Annotated in this window: 17 protein-coding genes, 3 tRNA genes and 1 pseudogene; 11 read left to right on the top strand and 10 right to left on the bottom strand. The window is 73.5% G+C overall.

Annotation, left to right across the window (positions count from 1 at the left end):
- Nucleotides 1–49: 49 nt before the first annotated feature.
- From ACWC9T_RS00825 to ACWC9T_RS00810, 4 genes are all read left to right on the top strand, one after another.
- Complete coding sequence (locus tag ACWC9T_RS00825) at nucleotides 50–1,255, top strand: MFS transporter (protein ID WP_449818919.1); 1,206 nt, start codon at nucleotides 50–52, stop codon at nucleotides 1,253–1,255.
- Nucleotides 1,256–1,387: 132 nt separating this feature from the next.
- Entirely contained in the window at nucleotides 1,388–2,752 is a 1,365-nt protein-coding gene (locus ACWC9T_RS00820) for an FAD-binding oxidoreductase (RefSeq protein WP_449818918.1), read from the top strand.
- A 456-nt stretch (nucleotides 2,753–3,208) separates the two neighbouring features.
- The gene (locus tag ACWC9T_RS00815) at nucleotides 3,209–3,538 is read left to right on the top strand and encodes a hypothetical protein (protein WP_449818917.1); all 330 of its coding nucleotides are present in this window, start codon (nucleotides 3,209–3,211) and stop codon (nucleotides 3,536–3,538) included.
- A gap of 487 nt (nucleotides 3,539–4,025) precedes the next feature.
- Nucleotides 4,026–4,796 (top strand): pyridoxine/pyridoxamine 5'-phosphate oxidase, encoded by a 771-nt coding sequence (locus ACWC9T_RS00810; protein ID WP_449818916.1) that lies wholly within the window; start codon nucleotides 4,026–4,028, stop codon nucleotides 4,794–4,796.
- 4 nt (nucleotides 4,797–4,800) lie between these two features.
- On the opposite strand, the gene ACWC9T_RS00805 is transcribed toward ACWC9T_RS00810, so the two are convergent.
- Complete coding sequence (locus ACWC9T_RS00805) at nucleotides 4,801–4,941, bottom strand: hypothetical protein (RefSeq protein ID WP_449818915.1); 141 nt, start codon at nucleotides 4,939–4,941, stop codon at nucleotides 4,801–4,803.
- A gap of 734 nt (nucleotides 4,942–5,675) precedes the next feature.
- On the opposite strand from ACWC9T_RS00805, the gene ACWC9T_RS00800 reads away from it, so the two are divergent.
- Nucleotides 5,676–7,337 (top strand): long-chain fatty acid--CoA ligase, encoded by a 1,662-nt coding sequence (locus ACWC9T_RS00800; protein ID WP_449818914.1) that lies wholly within the window; start codon nucleotides 5,676–5,678, stop codon nucleotides 7,335–7,337.
- A gap of 56 nt (nucleotides 7,338–7,393) precedes the next feature.
- On the opposite strand, the gene ACWC9T_RS00795 is transcribed toward ACWC9T_RS00800, so the two are convergent.
- A complete protein-coding gene (locus ACWC9T_RS00795; protein WP_449818913.1) occupies nucleotides 7,394–10,798 on the bottom strand; it encodes a PAS domain-containing protein in 3,405 nt (1,134 codons plus the stop codon).
- A 177-nt stretch (nucleotides 10,799–10,975) separates the two neighbouring features.
- On the opposite strand from ACWC9T_RS00795, the gene ACWC9T_RS00790 reads away from it, so the two are divergent.
- From ACWC9T_RS00790 to ACWC9T_RS00780, 3 genes are all read left to right on the top strand, one after another.
- A tRNA-Ser gene (locus tag ACWC9T_RS00790) sits at nucleotides 10,976–11,066 on the top strand.
- A 173-nt stretch (nucleotides 11,067–11,239) separates the two neighbouring features.
- Nucleotides 11,240–11,315 (top strand) — tRNA-Arg (locus ACWC9T_RS00785).
- A 31-nt stretch (nucleotides 11,316–11,346) separates the two neighbouring features.
- Nucleotides 11,347–11,422: transfer RNA gene (locus tag ACWC9T_RS00780), tRNA-Arg, on the top strand.
- Nucleotides 11,423–11,472: 50 nt separating this feature from the next.
- Here the strand turns inward: ACWC9T_RS00780 and ACWC9T_RS00775 are convergent.
- Both ACWC9T_RS00775 and ACWC9T_RS00770 read right to left on the bottom strand, forming a co-directional pair.
- Entirely contained in the window at nucleotides 11,473–12,675 is a 1,203-nt protein-coding gene (locus tag ACWC9T_RS00775; RefSeq protein ID WP_449818912.1) for a globin domain-containing protein, read from the bottom strand.
- Between the two features lie 15 nt (nucleotides 12,676–12,690).
- Nucleotides 12,691–13,101: a globin domain-containing protein gene (locus ACWC9T_RS00770; protein ID WP_449819025.1), complete on the bottom strand. Its 411-nt coding sequence runs from the start codon at nucleotides 13,099–13,101 to the stop codon at nucleotides 12,691–12,693.
- A 696-nt stretch (nucleotides 13,102–13,797) separates the two neighbouring features.
- Between ACWC9T_RS00770 and ACWC9T_RS00765 the strand changes: the two genes are divergently transcribed.
- Together ACWC9T_RS00765 and ACWC9T_RS00760 are read left to right on the top strand one after the other, a co-directional pair.
- Nucleotides 13,798–15,033, top strand: a complete 1,236-nt coding sequence (locus ACWC9T_RS00765; RefSeq protein WP_449818911.1) for an SPFH domain-containing protein — start codon at nucleotides 13,798–13,800, stop codon at nucleotides 15,031–15,033.
- Complete coding sequence (locus tag ACWC9T_RS00760) at nucleotides 15,030–15,320, top strand: hypothetical protein (RefSeq protein ID WP_449818910.1); 291 nt, start codon at nucleotides 15,030–15,032, stop codon at nucleotides 15,318–15,320. The genes ACWC9T_RS00765 and ACWC9T_RS00760 overlap by 4 nt, the downstream gene beginning before the upstream one ends.
- Before the next feature lie 59 nt (nucleotides 15,321–15,379).
- On the opposite strand, the gene ACWC9T_RS00755 is transcribed toward ACWC9T_RS00760, so the two are convergent.
- Complete coding sequence (locus ACWC9T_RS00755; RefSeq protein ID WP_449818909.1) at nucleotides 15,380–16,333, bottom strand: aldo/keto reductase; 954 nt, start codon at nucleotides 16,331–16,333, stop codon at nucleotides 15,380–15,382.
- A gap of 143 nt (nucleotides 16,334–16,476) precedes the next feature.
- Here ACWC9T_RS00755 and ACWC9T_RS00750 point away from each other — a divergent pair, with 143 nt between their 5' ends.
- A complete protein-coding gene (locus ACWC9T_RS00750; protein ID WP_449818908.1) occupies nucleotides 16,477–16,677 on the top strand; it encodes a hypothetical protein in 201 nt (66 codons plus the stop codon).
- 100 nt (nucleotides 16,678–16,777) lie between these two features.
- Here ACWC9T_RS00750 and ACWC9T_RS00745 read toward each other — a convergent pair whose 3' ends face one another.
- The 5 genes and pseudogenes from ACWC9T_RS00745 to ACWC9T_RS00725 form a co-directional block, all read right to left on the bottom strand.
- Nucleotides 16,778–17,758: an endo alpha-1,4 polygalactosaminidase gene (locus ACWC9T_RS00745; protein ID WP_449818907.1), complete on the bottom strand. Its 981-nt coding sequence runs from the start codon at nucleotides 17,756–17,758 to the stop codon at nucleotides 16,778–16,780.
- Nucleotides 17,759–17,780: 22 nt separating this feature from the next.
- On the bottom strand, nucleotides 17,781–18,476 hold the full coding sequence (locus ACWC9T_RS00740) for a spherulation-specific family 4 protein (RefSeq protein ID WP_449818906.1): 696 nt from the start codon (nucleotides 18,474–18,476) through the stop codon (nucleotides 17,781–17,783).
- Entirely contained in the window at nucleotides 18,473–19,390 is a 918-nt protein-coding gene (locus ACWC9T_RS00735) for an NAD-dependent epimerase/dehydratase family protein (protein ID WP_449818905.1), read from the bottom strand. Before ACWC9T_RS00735 ends, ACWC9T_RS00740 begins: the two co-directional genes overlap by 4 nt.
- Before the next feature lie 125 nt (nucleotides 19,391–19,515).
- Nucleotides 19,516–20,217, bottom strand: a pseudogene (locus tag ACWC9T_RS00730) (nucleotidyltransferase family protein); the annotation flags it as partial.
- Nucleotides 20,218–20,290: 73 nt separating this feature from the next.
- Nucleotides 20,291–21,283, bottom strand: coding sequence for an SDR family NAD(P)-dependent oxidoreductase (locus ACWC9T_RS00725; protein ID WP_355668787.1), 993 nt, complete (start codon nucleotides 21,281–21,283; stop codon nucleotides 20,291–20,293).
- Nucleotides 21,284–21,351 lie beyond the last annotated feature (68 nt).

Below are 21,351 nucleotides of genomic sequence, written 5' to 3'. Positions count from 1 at the left end.
CGGGGCGTGTTTGCCCTCGACCAGGTCGAGGGCCCTAGCGTCGCCCGGCATGACCACTGCCACCATCACGCGGGCGCCGCTGCCCGGGTCGTACCTGCTCTGGTTGGCCGGAACCCAGGCCGGACTGCTCGGCGACGCCGCGCTGTACTTCGCCCTCGGCTGGGCCGCCTCCGCGCACGGCGGCGGGGCGGCCGGGCTGGTCCTGACGGCGATCACCGTCCCGCGCACCGTGCTGGTCCTGCTGGGCGGCGCGGTCGCGGACCGGTTCGGCGCCCGCAGGGTGATGCTCGTCGGGGACGCGGTGATGCTGGTCGCGACGGCCGCCCTGGCGGTCGCGGCGGGCGGCCGGGGTGCGCCGCTGTGGCTACTGGTCGCGGCGGCGGCAGTGATCGGGACGGTCGACGCCTTCTACCTCCCGGCGAGCGGGTCGATGCCGCGCCGGCTGGTGCCCGCCGACCGGCTGCCCCGGGCGCTCGCGCTGCGGCAGGCCGGCGGGCAGAGTGCCGTCCTGCTCGGGGCGCCGATGGGAGGTCTGCTGGTCACCGTCGATGGGCTCGCCGGCGCGGCGCTCGCGGATGCGGTGAGCTTCGGGGCCGTCCTGCTGGTCCTGCTGCGGGTCCGGACCCGGCAGGACGCCCCCGGGCCGGCCGCACCGAGCGGGCTGCTGCGCGAGGCTGCGTCCGGGGTCCGGCTCGCCCTGCGCGATCCGTTGCTGCGGGCCGCGCTGCTGCTCACGGGGGCTGCCGCAGGTGCGCTGCTACCGGTGGTGTCGCTGCTCGGGCCGCTGCTCGCCCGGACGCACGGCTGGGCGGCGGGGACGGCCGGACTGGTGACCGGCGGGCAGGCGGCCGGGGTGCTCACGGTGGCAGGCCTGGTCGCCTGGCGCGGCGCGCTGCCCCGGACGGGGGTCGGGGCAGCGACCGGGCTCTGTACGGCCTCGGCGGGGATCGCGCTGTTGGCGCTGTCGCCGGTGCCGGTGGTGGCGGTGGCGGGCAGCACGGTGACCGGGGTCGGTTCCGGGCTGTTCGCCTGCCACCTCGGGCCGCTGGTTCTGGGTGGCGCGCCGACGTCCCATCTCTCCCGGGTGCAGGCGCTGTTGACGCTGGTGCAGAGCGTGGCGCTGGTGCTGTTCAACGGGCTGCTCGGCCTGTTCGCGGACGCTGCGGGTGCTGCCCTGCCCGCCCTCCTGTGTGCGTGTGCCTCCGGGGTCGCCGGTCTGGCTGCTCTTGCCACCCCGGCCCTGCGCCGCGCCTGACCCCGGCCGTACCCCTGGTCTTGTCCAGGGGTACCCCTCGTGCGCCGACACCCCCGAGGCCCACTTGCCCGCCCCGTCCCCTCCGGGCAGAGTGCGGAGGTGGAGGCGGGCGGCCATCGAGTGGAGGCGGCGATGAGTGATCTGACGGACCGACTGGCGCAGGGCCTCCCGGCGGAGGCCGTCGTGGTGGACCCCGATGTGACCGCCGCCTACAGCCATGACATGGCGGGCTTCTGCGCCGCCGGTGCGCCCGCCGTGGTGGTGTTCCCGGAGACGGTGGAACAGGTGCAGCACGTGCTGCGCACCGCCACCGAGCTGCGGGTGCCGGTGGTGCCGCAGGGGGCGCGGACCGGGCTGTCGGGGGCGGCGAACGCCGTGGACGGGTGCGTCGTGCTGTCCCTGGTGAAGCTGAACCGGATCCTGGAGATCGATCCGGTGAACCGCGTCGCGGTCGTCGAGCCCGGTGTGGTGAACGCCGAACTCTCCCGGGCTGTGGAGGAGTCGGGGCTGTACTACCCGCCGGACCCGTCCAGCTGGGAGTCCTGCACGATCGGCGGCAACATCGGCACCGGCGCGGGCGGGCTCTGCTGCGTGAAGTACGGCGTCACCAGTGAGTACGTGCTCGGGCTGGACGTGGTGCTGGCGGACGGGCGGCTGCTGTCCACCGGGCGCCGGACGGCCAAGGGGGTGGCCGGGTACGACCTGACCCGGTTGCTGGTCGGTTCGGAGGGCACGCTCGGGGTGGTGGTGCGGGCGGTGCTGGCGCTGAGGCCGGTGCCGGCCCCGCAGCTGGCGCTGGCGGCGGAGTTCCCGAGCGCCGACACGGCCGGCGCGGCGGTCTGCGAGGTGATGGCGCGCGGGCTGACCCCGTCGCTGATGGAGCTGATGGACGCGGTCTCGGTGCGGGCCGTCAACGAGCTGGGGCAGATGGGGCTGCCGGAGTCGACCCGGGCGCTGCTGCTGGTGGCCTTCGACGGGCCGGACCGGGAGGCCGAGTTGGCGAAGGTCGCCGAGCTGTGCCGGGCGGCCGGGGCGACCGAGGTGGTGCCGGCCGAGGACCAGGCGGAGTCGGACCTGCTGCTGGCGGCCCGGCGGCTGGCGCTGCCCGCGATGGACCGGCTGGGTACCACGGTGATCGACGACGTGGCGGTGCCGCGCTCCCGGCTGGCCGAGATGCTCAACGGCGTCGCGGAGATCGCCGAGCGGCACGCACTGACCATCGGGGTGGTCAGCCACGCCGGGGACGGCAACACCCATCCGATCGTGATCTTCGATGCCGCGGACGAGGAGCAGACGGTACGGGCCCAGCGTTCCTTCGACGAGATCATGGCGCTCGGGCTGGAGCTGGGCGGCACGATCACGGGGGAGCACGGGGTGGGGCTGCTCAAGCGGGACTGGCTGGCCCGCGAGTTGGGGCCGGTCGCGCTGGACCTGCAGCGGCAACTGAAGGCGGTTTTCGACCCGCTGGGAATCCTCAACCCGGGCAAGATGGTCTGATTTTCCACACCCGCGACTCACCTTCGCCCCGTCCCCTACCGGCCGCATTTTCAGTACGACTTTCAGATGGTCTATGAATGGCCGAAAAAGTCGACATGGAAGGGTGGTCGAACTTTTCGGTGGCGCGTTCACAGGTGGACTGCGCCGGGGTGGTGCGCCTGGTGGTTCGCGCGGCGTCGAAGCGCCATTTCCCGGAGGTCGTCGAGCGGCCTCCCGGTCGGGCGAAGTGCCAGGTCACCGGTGGTGTGTCGGCACGCTGTCCGGGTCGGCTGCCGTTATGCGCGGCCCGGGTGGATATCACGCTAACGGGCGAAAATCGCCCCGTCGACTGGTGCTTTGTCGACTTGTTGCGGAAGTCTGTCTCCCGGCGTCGCAGCCCGCAGGCGTTCGCCTGGCCGGCGAACTCCCGCACTCCGTGCTCGACATTGCTCGATCAACAGCTTCATGGAGGCTCACATGGCTCGCATCCATACCCGGCGGGTGGCCGGGTTCCTGCTCGCCGCCCCACTGGCGGTCGGCCTGCTGCTGGCGGGTGCCGGTGCCGCGGCCGCCGACAACGGCGCGGGTGCCGCGGCCGGCTCCAACGCCGGCGTGGTGTCCAACACCGGTACCGGCAACGTGTTCGGCGGGGTCGACGGCAACTACGTCTCCACCCAGCAGACGGCCACCGGTGCCGGTGCCTCGAACCGGGACAACACCGTCGCGGTGAAGGACAACGCGGGCAACGTCCTGGCCGGCCAGGGCAACAAGAACATCGACGTCATCTTCGCCCCGGTCTTCCGCTGACCGCCTCGGGCACCACCGACGGCGGGGGCGCCGGAGGTGGACGGCCGCAGGTGAGCTGAGCACCCGTGGAGGGGCTCGAAGCGGTCCCCGGGCGGGCCCCCGTCCGGGTGCGGACCGGGCAAGTGCTTCGACCGGCCGAGCGGAAAGGGTCGCCGCGAAACCGGCCTCGTGGGCGGTGCCGATGACGGCACCGCCCACGAGTGCGTTCGGTCACCGGTCGGCGGGAAGCCCTTGGGCCGGTACGAAGCGCCCGGCCAGGCGTACGAAGTCCCCGGTCCGTGCGGGGCTGCTGGTTCGTACAAGTCGCCTGCCCGTACGAGGCCCCCGGCCCGTCCGGGCGGCCCGGATCCGTTCATCGAGGGCCCGCGCCCGGAGCCGTCGGCCCACGGCGGTACGGTTGCGCTCCGACAGCGCACCACGTGCCCGGGTCCGGAACGGACGGCCCGGCCGGCGCGACGACCGCGGCAACCGGAAGGAAGGGCGCGCGATGGCGGCGGAGGACGAGGACCTGACCGGCCCGGAGGGGGCCAGGCCCGCACCGGAGCCGGAGGCATGCCCGGCGCCGCCGGACGAGCACCGGCCCGAGCCGAGGTCCGTCCCCGAGCTGCTGCTCGGCCGCCCGCCGATGGCCCGCCCGCTGCCCTCCTTCGACCACGAGGCCGCCCCCGCCGAGCCCGGCCCGCTGTTCGTGGACTGGCTCGCCACCGCCCTGGACGCCGGGGTGCTGGACCCGCAGGCCTTCACCCTCTCCACGGTCGACGCGGACGGCGTGCCGGACGCCCGGGTGCTGGTGTTGCGCGACGTCGACGCGGCCGGCACCGGCTGGAACTTCTCCGCCGCCGCCGACAGCCCGAAGGGCCGTCAGCTCGCCGACCACCCGGCCGCCGCGCTGTCCGTCTACTGGCCGCAGCTGGGCCGCCAGGTTCGGGTCCGTGGCACCGTCGAGCGGGCCGCCGACCTGGTCGCCGCCGCCGAGTTCGCCACCCGCTCGCCCGCCGCCCGGGTCGGCGCGCTGGTCGGGCGGCAGAGCGAGCTGCTGGGCGCGCTCACCGAGTACGACGAGGCGGTGACGGTCGCCCGTCGCCGGCTGGAGGCCACCCCGGACGCGGTCGCGCCCGGGCACGCGGTCTACACCCTGTGGGCGCACGAGGTGGAGTTCTGGCAGGGCGACGCCCAGCGCCGGCACGTCCGGCTGCGCTACACCCGCACCGGCCCGGTACGCAGCCCGGAGTGGTCGCGCACCCTGCTCTGGCCCTGACGCCCTATCGCCGTCCGGTCAGCGTGGCCCCCACGCTGGCCGCCACCACGCAGCCGATCCCGGCCAGCTGAGGCGCGCCCAGCAGCTGGCCGAGCACCACCAGCCCGACCAGCGCGCTGACCGCGGGCTCCAGGCTGACCAGCACGCGCGTACGGGATCACCGGCAGCAGCAGCGACACCCCGGCCACCGCGGCGAGCAGCACCAGCGACGAGGCGCCGGGCGCGGTCAGCCCGTCCCAGGCCTCGCCGAGCCCGAACGGCGCCAGGGTGAGCGCGCCGACCGTCATCGACACCGCCAGGCCCTGGAACCCCTGGAAGCTGGCGCCGACCTCGTCGGTGAACAGGATGTACGCCGAGTAGCAGGCGGCCGCGCCGAACGCGTACAGCAGGCCGACCGGGTCGAGCGGGCCGCCGCCGTCGCCCTGGTCCGGGCGTACACGCCGTCGGCGCGGGGCGAGGGAGAGCTGGGGCCGTGCTGTGGGCCGATGACACCCGCTACGCCCGCGCGAAGGACCAGCCGGAGTACCGGTGGCAGGAGGGCGGCACACAGGTGTGGAGCTTCACCGACCGGCACCGTGCCGCGTCGGGGCTGAGGACGAGGGCGGGTGGTCGAGCCGGGGGCGGACGGGGTGTGGCGGAGTCGGACCCTCACCCCGGACCAGTACCGGGCCATCCCGGCGGACGTGCGCACCTGGCTGCCGGCGGGGTTGCGAAAGCCGGCGGAGGGCGAAGTCGGCGCGACGACTTCGTGATCCGTGCAACGGCGTCGGGATGCTGACAGGGGGTGGCGCGGGGCGGCAAAATCGGGCAGGTGCGCGCATTACCGCTCGGTAGGTGCCGCAGGCGCAGCCGCCAGTGCCGCCAGGTCGAGGAGGACCCGTGTTCAGCACGATGCAGGACGTACCGCTCACCGTCACCCGGATCCTGGAGCACGGGTCGACGATCCACGCCCGGTCCACCGTCACCACCTGGGACGGCACCGGGCCGGTCGTCCGCAGCTACGCCGAGGTGGGCGCCCGGGCCGCGCAGCTCGCGTACGCGCTGCGGGACGAGCTCGGGGTGACCGGGGACGACCGGGTCGCGACCCTGATGTGGAACAACACGGAGCACCTGGAGGCGTACCTCGCCGTCCCCGCGATGGGGGCCGTGCTGCACACGCTCAACCTGCGGCTGCCGGGCCAGCAGCTGTCGTTCATCGTCAACCACGCCGCCGACCGCGTGATCATCGTCAACGGCAGCGTGCTGCCGCTGCTCGCCGCCGTGCTGCCGGAGCTCGCGCCGACGCTCAAGCACGTCGTGGTGGCCGGCCCCGGCGACCGCTCGCTGCTGGCCGGCTTCGCGGGCGGCGTGCACGACTACGAGGAGCTGATTGCCGACCGGCCTACCGACTACCCGTGGCAGCGGGACATCGACGAGCGCCAGGCCGCCGTGCTCTGCTACACCTCCGGCACCACCGGGGACCCGAAGGGCGTGCTCTACAGCCACCGCTCGATCTACCTGCACTGCATGCAGGTCAACACCGGCGACAACTTCGCCTTCACCCCGCGCGACACCGCGCTGCCGGTGGTCCCGATGTTCCACGTGAACGCCTGGGGCATTCCGCACGCCTCGTTCATGTCCGGCGCCAACCTGCTGATGCCGGATCGTTTCCTCCAGCCCAAGCCGATGGCCGAGATGATCGCCGCCGTCCGCCCCACCGTCAGCGCCGCCGTCCCCACCATCTGGAGCGGCCTGCTGGACGAACTGGACACGGGCGACTACGACACCTCCAGCCTGCGCATGGTGGTCATCGGCGGCAGCGCCTGCCCGCCCTCGCTGATGAAGGCCTTCGAGGAGCGCCACGGCATCCGGGTGCTGCACGCCTGGGGCATGACCGAGACCTCCCCGCTCGGCTCCTTCGCCCAGCCGCCGGGCGGCCTCACCCCCGAGGAGGAGTGGCCGTACCGGATCACCCAGGGCCTCTTCCCGGCCTCGGTCGAGGCCCGGCTGATCGGCCCGGGCGGCGAGCGGATGCCGCACGACGGCGTCTCCGCCGGCGAGCTGGAGGTGCGCGGCCCGTGGATCGCCGGGGCGTACTACGGCGGCGCCGGGCAGGACCCGCTCCGCCCGGACGACAAGTTCTCCGAGGACGGCTGGCTGCGCACCGGCGACGTCGGCACCATCACCGCCGACGGTTACCTGACCCTCACTGACCGGGCCAAGGACGTCATCAAGTCCGGTGGCGAGTGGATCTCCTCGGTGGACCTGGAGAACCAGCTGATGGCCCACCCGGACGTGGCCGAGGCCGCCGTGGTAGCCGTCCCGGACGAGAAGTGGGACGAGCGTCCGCTGGCCACCGTGGTGCTGCGCCCGGGAGCGACCGCCGGGCTGCAGGAGCTGCGGGCCTTCCTGGCCGAGCGGATCGCCTCCTGGCAGCTGCCGGAGCGCTGGGCGATCGTCGAGTCGGTGCCGAAGACCTCGGTCGGCAAGTTCGACAAGAAGGTGATCCGGGCCAGCTACGCGGCCGACGAGCTGGACGTCACGGTGCTCGGCAAGGCGTAGCGGCGGGGCGGCGAGGGCCGGTCCCCCCGACCGGGGGGACCGGCCCTGTGCCGTACTCAGCCCGCGGCGGCGACGCCGGCCTCGCCCATCGCGCCGATCCGCCCGAGCAGGTCGACGATCCGGGACTGGACGTCCTCGCTGGTCGAGCGCTCGGCGAGGAACAGCACCGTCTCGCCGGTGCGCAGTCGGGGCAGTTCGCGCGGGTCGAGGTCCACCGAGGTGTAGACCACCAGCGGGGTGCGGTGCAGCCGGTCGTTGGCGCGCAGCCAGTCCAGCAGGCCGACCCGGCGGCGGCGGATCCGGAACAGGTCCATCACCACCAGGTTGGGCTGCACGCTGGCGGCCCGGGCGACCGCGTCGTTCTCGTCCGTCGCGTGCTCGACGTGCATGCCGCGCCGCTCCAGGCTGCTGATCATGGCGGCCGCGATGTCCGGGTCGCCCTCGACCAGCAGTACGCGCGGGGCGTGGTGCTCGCCGTCGCGCGGCGCGAGGGCGCGCAGCAGCACGGCCGGGTCGGCGCCGTACGCGGCGTCCCGGGTGGCCTGGCCGAGACCGGCGGTGACCAGCACCGGGACCCGGTTGTTGAGCGCCGCGGTGCGCAGCGACTGCAGCGCTGTGCGGGTGATCGGGCCGGTCAGCGGGTCGACGAAGAGCGCCGCGGGGAAGCCTGCGACCTGGGCGTCCACCTCCTCGCGGGAGCGAACGATCACCGGCTGGTAGCCGCGGGCCTGGAGGGCCTGGTTGGTGGCCGGATCGGGCTCGGGCCAGACCAACAGGCGGCGGGCGTTGGCCAGCTCACCGGCTGCGGCCTGTGCCTGCTCGGCCGGGATCGGTCCGTCGGCGGGCGGCAGCTCGGCCAGCGGGCGCGGCGCGGTCCGCGCCTCGGCCGGTACGGGCGGCTGCGGCGGCACGGCGGGCACCGGCGGGGTGCCAAGTGGGCGCGGCGGGGCGAGTTCGGCCAGACCGCTGCCGACCGGGCGCGGGGCGCTCTGCTCCTCGGCGGTGGGCAGTGCGGGCCGGGCGGGCTCCAGCGCGGTGCCGGGGCCCGGAGCGCCCTGGGAGTCCGGTCCGGCCGGGGCCTCCGGCCCGGGGCCGGGCGGCACGGAGAGCCGACGGCGGCGGCCGGTCGGCGCGGCGGCCGGCGCGGGCAGGGCGGGCGCCGGACCGGCCGGCAGGGCGTGCTCCAGGCCCGGGTACACCGGGGCCTCGGGCATCCCGGGCAGCGCGAAGCCGCCCGAGGAGTCCTCGGCGGAGGGCAGGGCACGTCGCCGGCGCGGCTTGGCCTCGCCGCCGTCCTCGGCTGGCGCGTCGGCGGGCTGAGCGGAGGCGTCGGAGGGCGCGGGGCCTAGCGCGAGCGGCTCCCGGCCGCCGGGCCGGTTCTGCTGCGGGCGCCCGCCCTCGACGGGCACGGCGTAGGCGGGACCGGAGCGGCCGTCGTCCTTGCCCCACGGGTCGCTGTGCGCCCCGTTCGGGCCGGCCAGGCCCTGGCGGCCGTACGCGGGGTCGTTGCCGGTGCCGTTCCACTGCTCGGGGACGGCCCGCTCGACCCGGGCGGGGGCGTTCGGCCATTGGTCGGACTGGACGGCCGGGGCGGTGGTGGCCGCGGGGGCCTGTTCCTCGGCGGCGGGCTTGCCGCGGCGGCCGCGCCGCTCGGCCGGGGGCTCCTCGGCGGGAGCCTGCTCGGGCTTCGGGGCCTTGCCGCCGGGCTGCTCGGACGCGGCGGCGGCCTCGGCCTGCTCGCCACTGGTGGGCAGCTGCGGGATGCCCGGCAGCTCGGGCAGGACGGCGCTGTCGCTCTCCTTGGGCCGGTCCGAGCGGCCCTCGGCGGCCGCGCGCTCGGCGGCGGCCTTCGCGGCGGCCGGGTCCAGCGGCAGCTCGACCACGTACGTGGTCCCGGCCTTGCCGGGTAGCTCGTGGGGCTGGAGCACGCCACCGTGGCGCTCGACCACCGCGCGGGCTATCGGCAGGTGGACGGCGCTGCCGCCGATGCCGGGGCCGCGGATCTCGACCCGGGCGACCTCGCCGCGCTGAGCGGCGGCCAGCACCACGGTCGGCGGTTCGGCGGGCGTGGGCGGCGCGGGCGGGTTGCCCAGCCCGGGGACGGACAGTCCGGGGACGCCGAGGCCGGGGGAGGGGCTGGTGGGGGGGTCCAGCGAGAGGCCGACGCCGCTGACGTCGGCGACCAGGTGTGCGAGTGCCTGGGCGAGCCGCCGCTCGTCGGCTATCACCTCGACCGCGGCTGCGTGCACCGAGAAGCGCACCCGGTCCGGGCCGACCAGGGCGCCGGCCTCCTCGACGGCCCGGCGGACCACCTTGTCCAGGGCGACCGGCACCTGCTTGGCGGCCTTGCGCCCGTCCTTGCCGTCCTTGTCGCCCTTGGTGTCCTTGCCCTCCGCCGGGCCGTTCTCGCCGGCCTCGGAACGCTGGTGTTCGAGCACGCCGTCGATCAGCTTCCCGAACCGGCGGCACTCCTCGGCGAGCCGGCGCAGGGTCCAGTTGGCCTCCGGCCAGAGCTGCCCGGCGGGGTCGGCGGCGAGCGCGTCCAGCCGCTGGTTGAGCGCGGTCAGCGCGCCGCCGAGCTCGCTCTCCAGGACGGCGGTGAGGTGCTCGTTGCGGGCGATCAGGGCCAGCTCGCGGCTGCGGTCGGTGAAGGTCATCACCGCGCCGACCAGCTGGTCGCCGTCCCGGACCGGGGCGGTGGTGAGGTCGACGGTGACCGGGCGGCCGTCCTTGCGCCACAGCACGGTGCCGCGCACCCGGTGCTTGCGCCCGGAGGTCAGGGTGTCCAGCAGCGCGGACTCCTCCAGCGCCAGCGGGGTGCCGTCGGCCCGGGAGTGCTGGATCAGCGGGTGCAGCTCGCGCCCGCCCAGCTCGCTCGCTCGGTACTCCAGGATGTGCGCGGCGGCCGGGTTGACCAGCACGCAGCGGCCTTCGAGGTCCACGCCGAGCACGCCCTCGGCGGCGGCCCGCAGGATCATCTCGGTCTGCTTGTGCTGACGGCGCAGCTCGGCCTCGACGCCGAGCCGGCCGGAGAGGTCGCGGACCAGCAGCAGGAGCAGGTCAGAGGAGGAGGGCGGGCGCGAGCCCTCGCCGTACGGGTCGTACGGCGCGAGCGGGGAGCGCGAGTAGCCGTCGTCGTCGGCGAAGTCGTTGCCGGAGACCTCGACCGGGAAGGTGGTGCCGTCGGTGCGGTGGGCGGTCATCCGGACCGGGCGGTCCAGGGCGTCGCCGTCGCGGGTGGCCGGGCGCATCGAGCCGGGGATCCGGCTGGGGTCGAACTCGGGCAGGAGGCCCAGCACGCCCATGCCGACCAGTGAGGTGCCCGGCGCCTGCAGCGCCTGGACGGCCGCGCTGTTGGCGTCCACGACGGTGCCGTTGCTGTTCACCAGCAACAACGCGTCGGGCAGGGCGTCGAGTATGGCGGCGAGGCGAGCAGCGCCTCGGATCGGCCTGCTGCTCACGTCGACAGGTCTCCTCGGCTCAGGGCAGCTCCTCCGGAGGAGGCAGTATCTCATTCTTCTTTGCGGCGGGGACGACCCGCCTAGTAACGTGGGCGGTGGTTGGTGCCGAGCCCCAGGGTTGTGGCATCATCACTGACACACGGAACGGGTCCGCTCGCGCGGGCACGGTCCATGTGGGGAGGCTTCGCCTAGTCCGGTCTATGGCGCCGCACTGCTAATGCGGTTTCGGGGTTATTCCTGATCGAGGGTTCAAATCCCTCAGCCTCCGCAGCCGGGAGCCCCGTCGACGATCTTGTCGGCGGGGCTCTTCGCGTGTCCGGGCATGTCCGGGGCGTGACCGTCGGCCGGCCCGGAGGGGGCGGATCAATCGATTTCGTCCTGCGTCGCAGGTCATGTAATGTTGTCCCCGCAACGCCCCGGGGGCAACGTTCACCAGGGCGAGCGCTCATAGCTCAACGGATAGAGCACTTGACTACGGATCAAGAGGTTGCAGGTTCGAATCCTGCTGAGCGCACCAAAATCCGCAAGATCGGGTTCGCCCGTTCCTTGCGCTCATAGCTCAACGGATAGAGCACTTGACTACGGATCAAGAGGTTGCAGGTTCGAATCCTGCTGAGCGCACCATCGAGAAGCCCCCGGCCACCGGCCGGGGGCTTCTTCGTTCACGGCGCCGGTCACTCCAGCTCGGTCCGGTTGATCCACGGGACGTTCCGGTGGTCCAGGAACCAGTCCGAGCTGGTCAGCGGCCGGTTCCGGTTGAAGGTCGCCGGCGCCGGGTCGTGCTTGACCAGCCAGGGGTCGGCGCCCAGGGCGAGCAGCAGTTCGGTGAGCTCGGCGACCAGCTCCGGCGGGCCGCTGAGGTGAACCTCCCAGCCGGTGAAGTCGCCGTGCCCGAGCAGCGTCTCCCGCAGCAGCGCGGTGGCCCCCGCCGGGCCCGCGGGGTGGTCCGGGGCGGCCGTCAGCACCCGCAGCCGGGGATTGCGGGCGAGCAGCCGCCGTACCGTGTCCAGGTCGTACTGCCCGGCCGCCGACCGGGCCGCCAGCAGCACGGTGGCCGGCCGCTCCGGCTGCTCGGCGGTGACCTGCTCCAGCAGCGCCTTGGTCTGCCCCCAGCCGCTGCCGCCGGCCACCAGCAGCAGCGGCCGGTCCGAGGCGGGGGTGAGCACCGCGTCGCCGAGCGGCGGCCCGAGCCGCAGCAGCTCGCCGGGCATCACGTCCTCCACCAGGACGGGACTCAGCAGCCCGCCGGGCACCCGCCGCACGTGCACTTCCAGGCTGCCGTCCGGGCGCGGCGCGTTGGCCAGCGAGTACGGCCGCCAGACCCGGGGCGTCCGGGGGCTGCTGAGCGTGACGTACTGGCCGGCGGTGAAGGGGTACGGGCGCATCGGGGCGAGGGTGAGCACGACCAGGTCGGCCGCGGCCCGGCGGCGGGAGGCGACCTCGACCTCCCACCAGACCGGGTGGTGCTCCGGGAGGTCGGTGGCGGCCTCGGTCATCACCTGGGCGATCACCGTGTAGGCCTCGGTCCAGGCCTTCTCGGTCTCCGGCGTCCAGGAATGGCCGGAACACTGCCGCAGCGCGGCGATCAGGCTGGCCCCGACGGCCGGGTAGTGCTCGGGCGCGGCCTGGAACTTGCGGTGGTCGCGCCCGAGCGCCCGCAGGTACCCGGTGAGCCGTTCGGGGTCGTCCAGCCGCAGCACGATCCGGGTGAGCGCGGCGAACAGCCGGTCCCGCTGTTCGTGCAGCTGGGCCGGGAAGAGTGAGCGCAGCCCGGGGTTGTGGCTGAACAGGTGGGCGTAGAAGAAGGTGGTGAGTTGGTCGGCGCGGCGCTCGACCACGGCGAAGCTGGCGCGGATGACCGCGGGGTCGAAGGGCACCGCGCCGTTCCCCTGCTAGGCCGACCGGGCTTCGGTGAGCGCCGTGCCCATGGTGTCGCTGACCACCGCGTAGACGGTGGTCCAGGCGGCCTCGGTCTCCTCGGTCCACTCGTCCCCGGCGTAGTGGGCCAGGGTGGCGAGCAGGCTCGCGCCGACGGCCGGGAAGTGCTCCACCAGCGCGCCGTACCCGGCGTGCCGCGAGCCCAGGTCGCGGAGCAGCCCGAGCACGGTGTCGGTGTCATCCAGGTGGGTGACGAGCGCGCCGAGCGCGGCGAACAGCCGGTCCTGCTGCTCCTCCAGGTGCTCGGCGAAGAGGCCGCGGACACCGGGAGCGTGCTCGAACAGATGCCGGTAGAAGTATTCGGCGACGGCCGGGCCGTGCGGTTCGACGACCGCGAAACTGCGCTTGACGAGTACGGGGTCCATGGTCACGGGTCCCGACTCTACTGAGCGGGTGGGTAATTCGAACAGCATGCCCCGACGGATGGTCAGGTACCGGACGTCGGCGTCCGCCGGATTGGCCGGGATTCCCCGTTCCGCTCGTTCGGACGGGTCCGTCCGTTCGGGTGGGACCTGCTGCCGCCCAGTGGATGAATGCAGCTGTTTCAGGTGCATCCCGTCCTGCCGCCCGGATGACCGCCAAACGGGTGGGACACGGCCAAAAGCACAGGTGTCGCAGTATGGCCGGTCCGGGGTCGTGATTCCGTTTTGTCGGATCTTGTGCCCGGACTGCCCATCACCCGGCAGCCGACCGCGAAGGAGAGCCAGATGAGCCGACAGTTCCCGCGCACAGCTGCCGCCCTGGCCGTTCTCGCGGCCGGGCTGCTGACCGGTGCCCGACGGCGCTGACCTGCGTCGAACCGTCCCGACCATCCACTCATGCGCCCGGCTCGCCTCGCGCGCCAGGGGCATTCGCCCACACGCACCTTTTGATGACTCGCCCGCTCCGCTCACTCATGTGTCCGCACGTCAGGTCGGCTTTGGACGATTCGTCAGTAAATGTCGACACACCTTATCTCAAATGTCGCATTTGATGACGTATGAACTTAGCCTGACCTCTGGCACTGCCCGTCAGATCCGGGCCGCCCGTTGCGCGACACACCGACCCATGAGGATCCGTGCATGGACGTCACCCGCGATTCTTCGCAGCGCCCCGACAGCCTGCGCGAGGCGCTCCCTCCGGCTCTGCCGGAAGGTCCCGCCTCCGCTGCCAGCCCGCTGGCCAAGGTCTCGACCGTGAAGGCGGCCAAGGCCGCCAACCCGGTCGTCCCCGGTCCGTCCCCTGCCAGCCCCGCCGACTTTCGGGACCCGCTGGAGACGGCCGCCCCGGAGACCGTCGAACTCCCCGTCGCCGTCTGCGCTCCCGTCGCCGCCACCTCGCGCCGCCCCCCGCGCGCCGACCAGGCGCTGCGTGAGCACACCGCCACCGCCCTGCCGGGTTGGCTCGCCCTGCTGGTGGTGCTGCTGGGCCTGGCCGGTGTGGGGTGCGTGCTGCTGCGCACCGGTGTCATCCCGCACTGGGAAGCGCTGCCCGAACTGCGCGGCGCCGCCGCGAAGGAGAGCGGCCGGGCCGAGGTGGACGTCCAGGCGATCGCCGCGGTCGGCGCGGCCGGTCTGCTGGTGCTGCTCGCGCTGGCCGGTCTGCTGGCGAACGCGGGCGGTGAGACCCGGGTGCTGACCCGCTGGGGCCGCTACCGCGGCACGGTGCGCAGGACCGGGCTGGTCTGGGTCAACCCGCTGCTGCGCCGTCGCCTGGTGGACGTGCGACTGCGGCACTGGCGCAGCGAGCTGGTCAAGGCGGTCGACCGCACCGGCACCCCGATCGTGGTCCGGCTGCTGATCGTCTGGCGGGTCAGGGACACCGCGCGGGCGACGCTGGCGATCGAGGACCACGAGAGGTACCTGCGCGAGCAGGTCCAGGCGGTGCTCACCCGGACCGCGTCCACCCTGCCGTGCGACAGCAACGCGGCGCCCGGGCCCGCGCTGCGAGACGGGCATTGGTTCGCCGACGAGATGACCCGTGCGCTGGCCGCCGAGGCCGCCCCGGCCGGCCTGGAGGTCTACTCGGCGCAGCCGCTGGCGCTGGACTACGCACCCGAGGTCGCCGAGTCGATGCGCCGCCGCCGGCTCGCCGACCTGGACGCGGGCCTGCGGACCGTACTGGTCGACGACGCGGTGGAGGCCGCGGCGCTGGCCGTCCGCCGACTGGAGCGGGCGACCGCGCACGAACTGGACGAGGCAGCCCGCAGCGCGCTGATGGAGCAGCTGCTGGTCGCCTTCGTCGCCCCGCCCGGAGTGGCCGCCCCGGTACCGTCCCCGGCTGCCCGGGCCGGGCGGAAGGAAGGACGGCCCGCATGAGGATAATCACCGGCGCGTACGCCGACCCCGGCATCGACCTCGACGCAGACTCCGGTCTGATCGGCTTCGAGGAGCGCCTTGGCAGCACCCCCACGATGACGGGTTGCGGCTGCCCGAACTGCGCGGCCCGGCCGCGCACGGCGCGCGGTGCGGCGGCGCCCGGTAGCGGCCGAATCAACCGCGCCGTGCGAAGCACCTGCCTGGCCACCACCGTGCTGGCGGGCGCCGGCATGGTCTTATCGACGCTCGACTCGGGCTACCATCCGACCCACTTCGGGCGGCCGTAGCGCCGGGAGACGACACCGGGCCCCCGACAGCGCTCCGCTGTCGGGGGCCGGTCGTGTGTTCACTCGGAGGCGGCGTCCAGCAGGGCGGTCTGCTCCGGGGTGAGCTCCAGCGCGGTGGCGGCCAGTAGCGGCGGCAGCTGGTCGACGGTGCGGGCGCTGGCGATCGGGGCGGCGACCGTCGGGCGGGCGGCGAGCCAGGCCAGGGCGACGGTGGCCGGTGTGACGTCGTGCTCGGCGGCGACCGAGTCCAGCGCCTCCAGCACCCTGGGGCCGCGCGGCTCGGCCAGGTAGCGGGCGGCGCCCTCGGCGCGGGCGCTGTCCACCTCCGGGCCGCCGGGGCGGTACTTGCCGGTCAGGAAGCCGGAGGCGAGGGCGTAGTACGGCACGGTGGCGAGGCCGTGCTCGCCGACCACGTCGGCCAGCGGGCCCTCGAACGTGCCACGGGAGACCAGGTTGTAGTGCGGCTGGACCGCGACGTACTTGGCCAGGCCCTCGCGCTCGGCGAAGTCCAGCGCCTCGGCCAGTCGCTCAGCGGAGATGTTGGAGGCGGCGACCGCGCGGACCTTGCCCTCGCGGACCAGTCCGTCCAGCGCGGTGACGAACTCCTCGACCGGGGTGTCGTCGTCCAGGTGGGTGTAGTAGAGGTCGATCGACTCCACGCCCAGGCGGCGCAGCGAGGCCTCGGCGGAGGCCCTGATGTTGGCCGCGTCCAGGCCCTTCGCCTCGGGGTGCATGCCGACCTTGGTGGCGATCACGATGTCCCCGCGGTTGCCGCGGCTGCGCAGCCAGTCACCGAGGACGGTCTCGGACTCGCCGCCGGCGTTGCCCGGGGCCCAGGCGGAGTAGACGTCGGCGGTGTCGACGAAGTTGCCGCCGGCGGCCGCGTAGGCGTCCAGCACGGCGAAGGACTGCTGTTCGTCGGCCGTCCAACCGAAGACGTTGCCGCCGAGGGACAGCGGGTAGACGGACAGGTCGGAGTGGCCGAGGCGGACCCGGCTGGGGTTTCCGGTCATGTTCGAAGTCAACCCGATTGTGTGGGAACGAATTCCGGGAGTCGCGAGCCGTTCACACGCCCGTCGCACGTCGGGGCGGTTCGCCCGTCGGGGGAGGGGTCCGGGGTGTGCCTGAGGTGGGCTGATTCGTTAGAGTCCGTGCCATGGCTGACAACGACTACGACCCCGCCGGTAGCACCCAGATGTTCCGGGCGTTCGTCGACGAGAGCCCGGCGCCTCAGGCACCGGGCTCCGTCTCCACCTACGGCAACAGCAACAGCGGCAGTCGCACCGGAGTGATCGCGCTGATCGCCGTCGTGGCCCTGGCCGCCCTGGGTGCGGTCATCTGGCTCGCGGTCAAGTGACCCTCACGCGGGTGACCCCGATCAGGGTCACCCGCGCGACGGGTGGCACCGGCCGCAGGGCCCGTCCTCGAACTCTCGCCTGCGGGGTGATGCCGGGGTACTAGCAGGGCTTGCGCCAGGCGTTGAGGTCGAGTTTCTTCTGCATCGAACTGAAGCCCAGCGACTTGGCCTTGGCGCAGAACTGGTCCGTGTCGAGCTTGTACTCGACGTGGAACACCGCCTTGCCCGCCTTGATGAAGGGCGAGACCCGGTCGCACTCGTCGAACTGCGAGCACTCCTCGTTGACCGCGAAGTCGAAGTCCGGCAGCAGCGCGGGGATCTGGTCCAGGTCGTTCTTCAGGCCGATGGCCAGGCCGCGCTCGTGCGCGAGCTGGGCCAGCATCCGGTTGTACGCGAGCTGGTCATCGGGGGTCAGCGGGAAGCCGCTGTTCTGGTTGTAGGCCTCGATGGTGTCCGGCTCGATGGCGTCGAAGCCCTTGCTCTTGCACATGTCGAAGCGGGCGGCCATCAGCGGCTTCAGCTGGTCGAGCTTGCGGATGTCGAACCACTTCTCGCCCTTCCAGCCGGTGTCCGAGCCCTGCAGCGCCTTGGCGAAGGCGTTGGAGTCGGGGCGGAAGTCCTCCCAGGAGCCGGCGTTGATGTAGCAGATCACCTTGCGGCCCTTGGCGTGCAGTGCGGCCACCACCGAGGCGTCGTTCTCGAAGCCGTCGATGTCGTAGACCGGGACGTCCACCGACTGGTCCACGGTGCCGCCGAGCTGCCACTGCCAGGCGAGGCCCGGGGCGGGTTGCCAGCGGGCGCCGGCCGGGGGCGGGGCGGTGGTGCCGGGCGGCGTGCTGCTGCCCGGCGGGGTGGCGGGAGCGGTGGTCGCGCCGGGGGTGGCGGGCGCGGTGCTGGTGGTGCCCGGGGAGGACGGGGTGCCGGGGGTGCTGGGCGCGGTGGCCGCGGGCGAGTTGCTCGGGCTGCCGTCGGCCGGGTCCTGGTCGTCCTCCGAACCCGAGCTGCTACACGAGGTGACCAGCAGGGCGGTGACGGTGGCGAGGGCCAGGGTGGCCGGCAGCAGCCGGGTACGGCGGTTCACGGTAGTTGAACTCCGGATCGGGTCAGGTCAGTTCAGCGGCGGTCAGACCGTACGGCAGGGTGCGCCAGGGGTTCTCGCCGGCGCCCGGGACGGCGCAGCCGACGCCGGCGCGCCGGGCGGTGATCAGTGCGGAGGCGTCCGGGGCGGCGTCGGCCGGGACGTCGTAGACCAGGTGGCAGAAGCGGGAGGCCGCGTGGCGGCCGGTCCACAGCGGCAGCGTCATGGCGCGGTAGGTGTCCCAGTCGCCCTCGAAGGTGACCAGCAGGTCGGCCAGGCCGACCTCGGCGTAGCCCGGGTCCGGGTGCTCGCCGTGGCCGAACACCACGGTGCCGCAGCCGGCTGCCCGGGCGGCCGTGGCCAGCCGCCGGTAGTGCGCCAACGCGCCCGGGTGGGTGGCGACTTGGTCGAGGTACACGCCGGTGATGCCATGGCGCTGGCGGTACGTCAGGATGTCGGCCACCACGGCCGCGTGCGGCCTGCGGCCGTAGTCGGTGTCGGCGTAGCCGACCAACGGCAGGCCGGCCGCGCGGAGTTCGTCGGCGGCCTCGGCGAAGACGTCGTCCGGGACCTCTCCCGGACCATCCGCGAGGTTGAGCACCACGGCGGCGATCCGGGCGGGGTCGGCGGCGGCGACCGCCCGCCAGGCCGCCGGGTCCACCGCGGGGTGGACGTACAGCGGCACCAGCAGGCGGCCGTCGGGGGTGGTCCCGGCGGTCATGCGACCACCGGGGTCGGGGTGGGCTCGGCGGTGCTGAGCCACAGGTCGCGCAGGGTGTCGGAAAGGTCCGTCTCCGGGTTCCAGCCGAGCTCCCGGGCGGCGGCCGACACGTCGGCCTGCTGCCAGGAGACCGCGGCCGAGCGTTCGGAGCCGGCCCCGCTCTCGTCGATCCGGCCGGTGAAGCCGGCCGCCGCGACCAGTCCGTCGGCGATCGCCCGGACCTGACGGGCCCGCCCGGAGGCGAGGTTGAGCACCCGGGGGAGCGGACCGTCGGCGGTGACCGCCAGGCCGACCGCCGTGGCGATGTCCCGGGCGTCCACGAAGTCGCGGTAGGCGGAGAGGTCCCCGACCGTGATCACACCGTCGGCGCCCTCGGGCGTCACCCGGCGCAGCTCGGCGGCCAGCCGGCCGGGCAGCGAGCCCACCGGGGCGCCCGGGCCGACCGGGTTGAACACCCGCAGCACCACCGCGTCCAGCGGCGAGCCGGCCACCGCGAGGGAACCGGCCAGCTTGGTCGCGCCGTACACACCGACCGGGCGGGCGTCGGCCTGCTCGGACAGCGAGTCGCCCTCGGCACAGACGCCGTACTCGCCAGCCGAACCGATGTGCACCAGGCGGGACTTGGGGGCGCCGAGCTGCAGCGCCTCGCAGAGCACTGCCGGGCCGCGGGCGTTCACCTCGGCGAGTCTGACCGCGCTGCCAGCCACCGCGCCGGCGAAGTTGACCACCACGTCGGGGGCCAGCGCGGCCAGTTCCTCGCCGAGCGGGCCGGCCTGGGCGGTGCCCAGGTCCAGCCGGAGGTCGTGGGCGGGCCGCCGGCCCGCGGTCAGCACGGTGGCCCCGGGCAGTGACCGCAGGGCGGCGGAGGCGTGACGGCCGAGGAAGCCGTCGCCGCCGAGCAGCAGAATCCTCACGCGGCCCGTCCGTCGCTCTCGGCGCCCGCGGCGGCGGGCTCCTCGACGGTGGCGTCCGGGGCGGTGAGGACGGCCGGGATCGGCAGCTCCGCGAGGCCCGGCCCGGCGTCGGTCGACTCGAAGGGCATCAGTACCGGGCGGATGCCGGCGAACTCGGCGTTGGCCCGGTCGTAGTCGTCCGGGCGGCCGATGTCCAGCCAGTAGCCGCCGAAGTCGTAGGCGGCCGGCGGGGTGCCGGCGGCCAGCAGGTCGAGCACCAGCTCGTCGAAGCCCAGCGGCAGGCCGGGGGTGTACTTGGCGAGCGCCGAGCGCGAGACGCCGTACACGCCCATCGAGACGCGGTAGTCGATGCTGGGCTTCTCCTGGAAGCCGGAGATGGTGCCGGAGTCGGTGGTCAGCACACCGAAGTCGATCTTCACCTGGCGGGCGTAGGTGGCGATGGTCAGCGGGGCCCCGGACGCCTCGTGGTGCTTGAGCACCCCGGCGAAGTCCAGGTCGGTGAGGATGTCGCCGTTCATCACCAGGAAGTGTTCGGGCAGGCGGTCCTGCATGGTGAGCAGCGGGCCCATGGTGCCGAGCGGGCTGTCCTCGACGGCGTAGCCCACCCGCAGGCCCCACTGGGAGCCGTTGCCGACGTAGGCGCGGATGATGTGGCCGAGGTGGCCGATGGCCAGGGTGACGGTCTTGAAGCCCGCGGCGGCGAGCTGACGCATCACGATCTCCAGGATCGCGTGCTGGTCGCCGATCGGGACGAGCGGCTTGGGAAGCGCGGTGGTGTACGGGCGGAGGCGGACGCCCTTACCGCCGGCCAGGATCACTGCGTGCATGGTGTTTCCCCCACGGAAAGGATGCGTAGGACACGAACCTTGGTTACCAGGACGAGCATGATCGTTAAGGCGCTCAGACGTTGTAGATGTCGGTCTTGTACCGGGCCAGGTTGGCCGGGTCGCGGAAGAACTCGATGGTCTGCTCCAGTCCCTGCTCCAGCGTGAACTGCGGTGCCCAGCCGGTGGCCTCGCGCAGTCGGGTGGCGTCCGCGACCAGGCGCATGACCTCGGAGTTGGTCGGACGGATGCGCTGCTCGTCCTCCTTCACCACCAGGTCAACGCCCATCAGCTTGCCGACCAGGGTGACCAGGTCGCCGACGGAGATCTCGCCGCCGGTGCCGGCGTTGAAGGTCCGGCCGACCACGGCCTCGGCGGGCGCGGTACCCACGGTGCGGAAGGCGTTGGCGGTGTCCTTCACGAACATGAAGTCACGGGTCGGGCGCAGGTCGCCGAGGGTGATCTCGGTCTGACCGGCCGCGACCTGGGCGATCACGGTGGGGATGACGGCGCGCATCGACTGGCGCGGGCCGAAGGTGTTGAACGGGCGCAGGGTGACGACCGGGGTCTCGAAGCTGGCGTGGTAGCTGTCGGCCAGCCGGTCCCCGCCGGCCTTGGACGCGGCGTACGGGGACTGGGTGTTGATCGGGTGGTCCTCGGTGATCGGCACGGTCTGCGCGGTGCCGTAGGTCTCGCTGGTGGAGGTGTGCACCAGGCGGGGGATCTCCAGGTGGCGCACCGCCTCCAGCACGTTCAGCGTGCCGGTGACATTGGTGTCCACGTACGAGTGCGGCGCGCGGTAGGAGTATGGGATCGCGATCAGGGCGGCCAGGTGGTAGACCGCCTCGGTGCCCTTGACCAGGCCGTTGACCGAGCCCGGGTCCCGGACGTCGCCGAGGACGATCTCGACCGAGTCCAGCACCTCCTCGGACAGGGTCTCCAGCCAGCCGAAGGAGGAGAAGGAGTTGTACTGGACCATCGCGCGGACGTGGTGCCCGTCGGCGACCAGGGTCTCGACGAGGTGGGAGCCGATGAAGCCCTCGGCTCCGGTAACCGCGACGCTGCTCATACGGGATTCGCTTTCTCGATTTCGGGGGACGGCCGGGCGCTCTGTGGCGGCCGGCCGGTGGTGTCTCG

It is taken from the genome of Kitasatospora sp. NPDC001159, assembly GCF_053598235.1.
The sequence above is the reverse complement of the archived record's forward strand: the minus strand, read 5'-3'. Positions and strand labels throughout refer to the sequence as shown.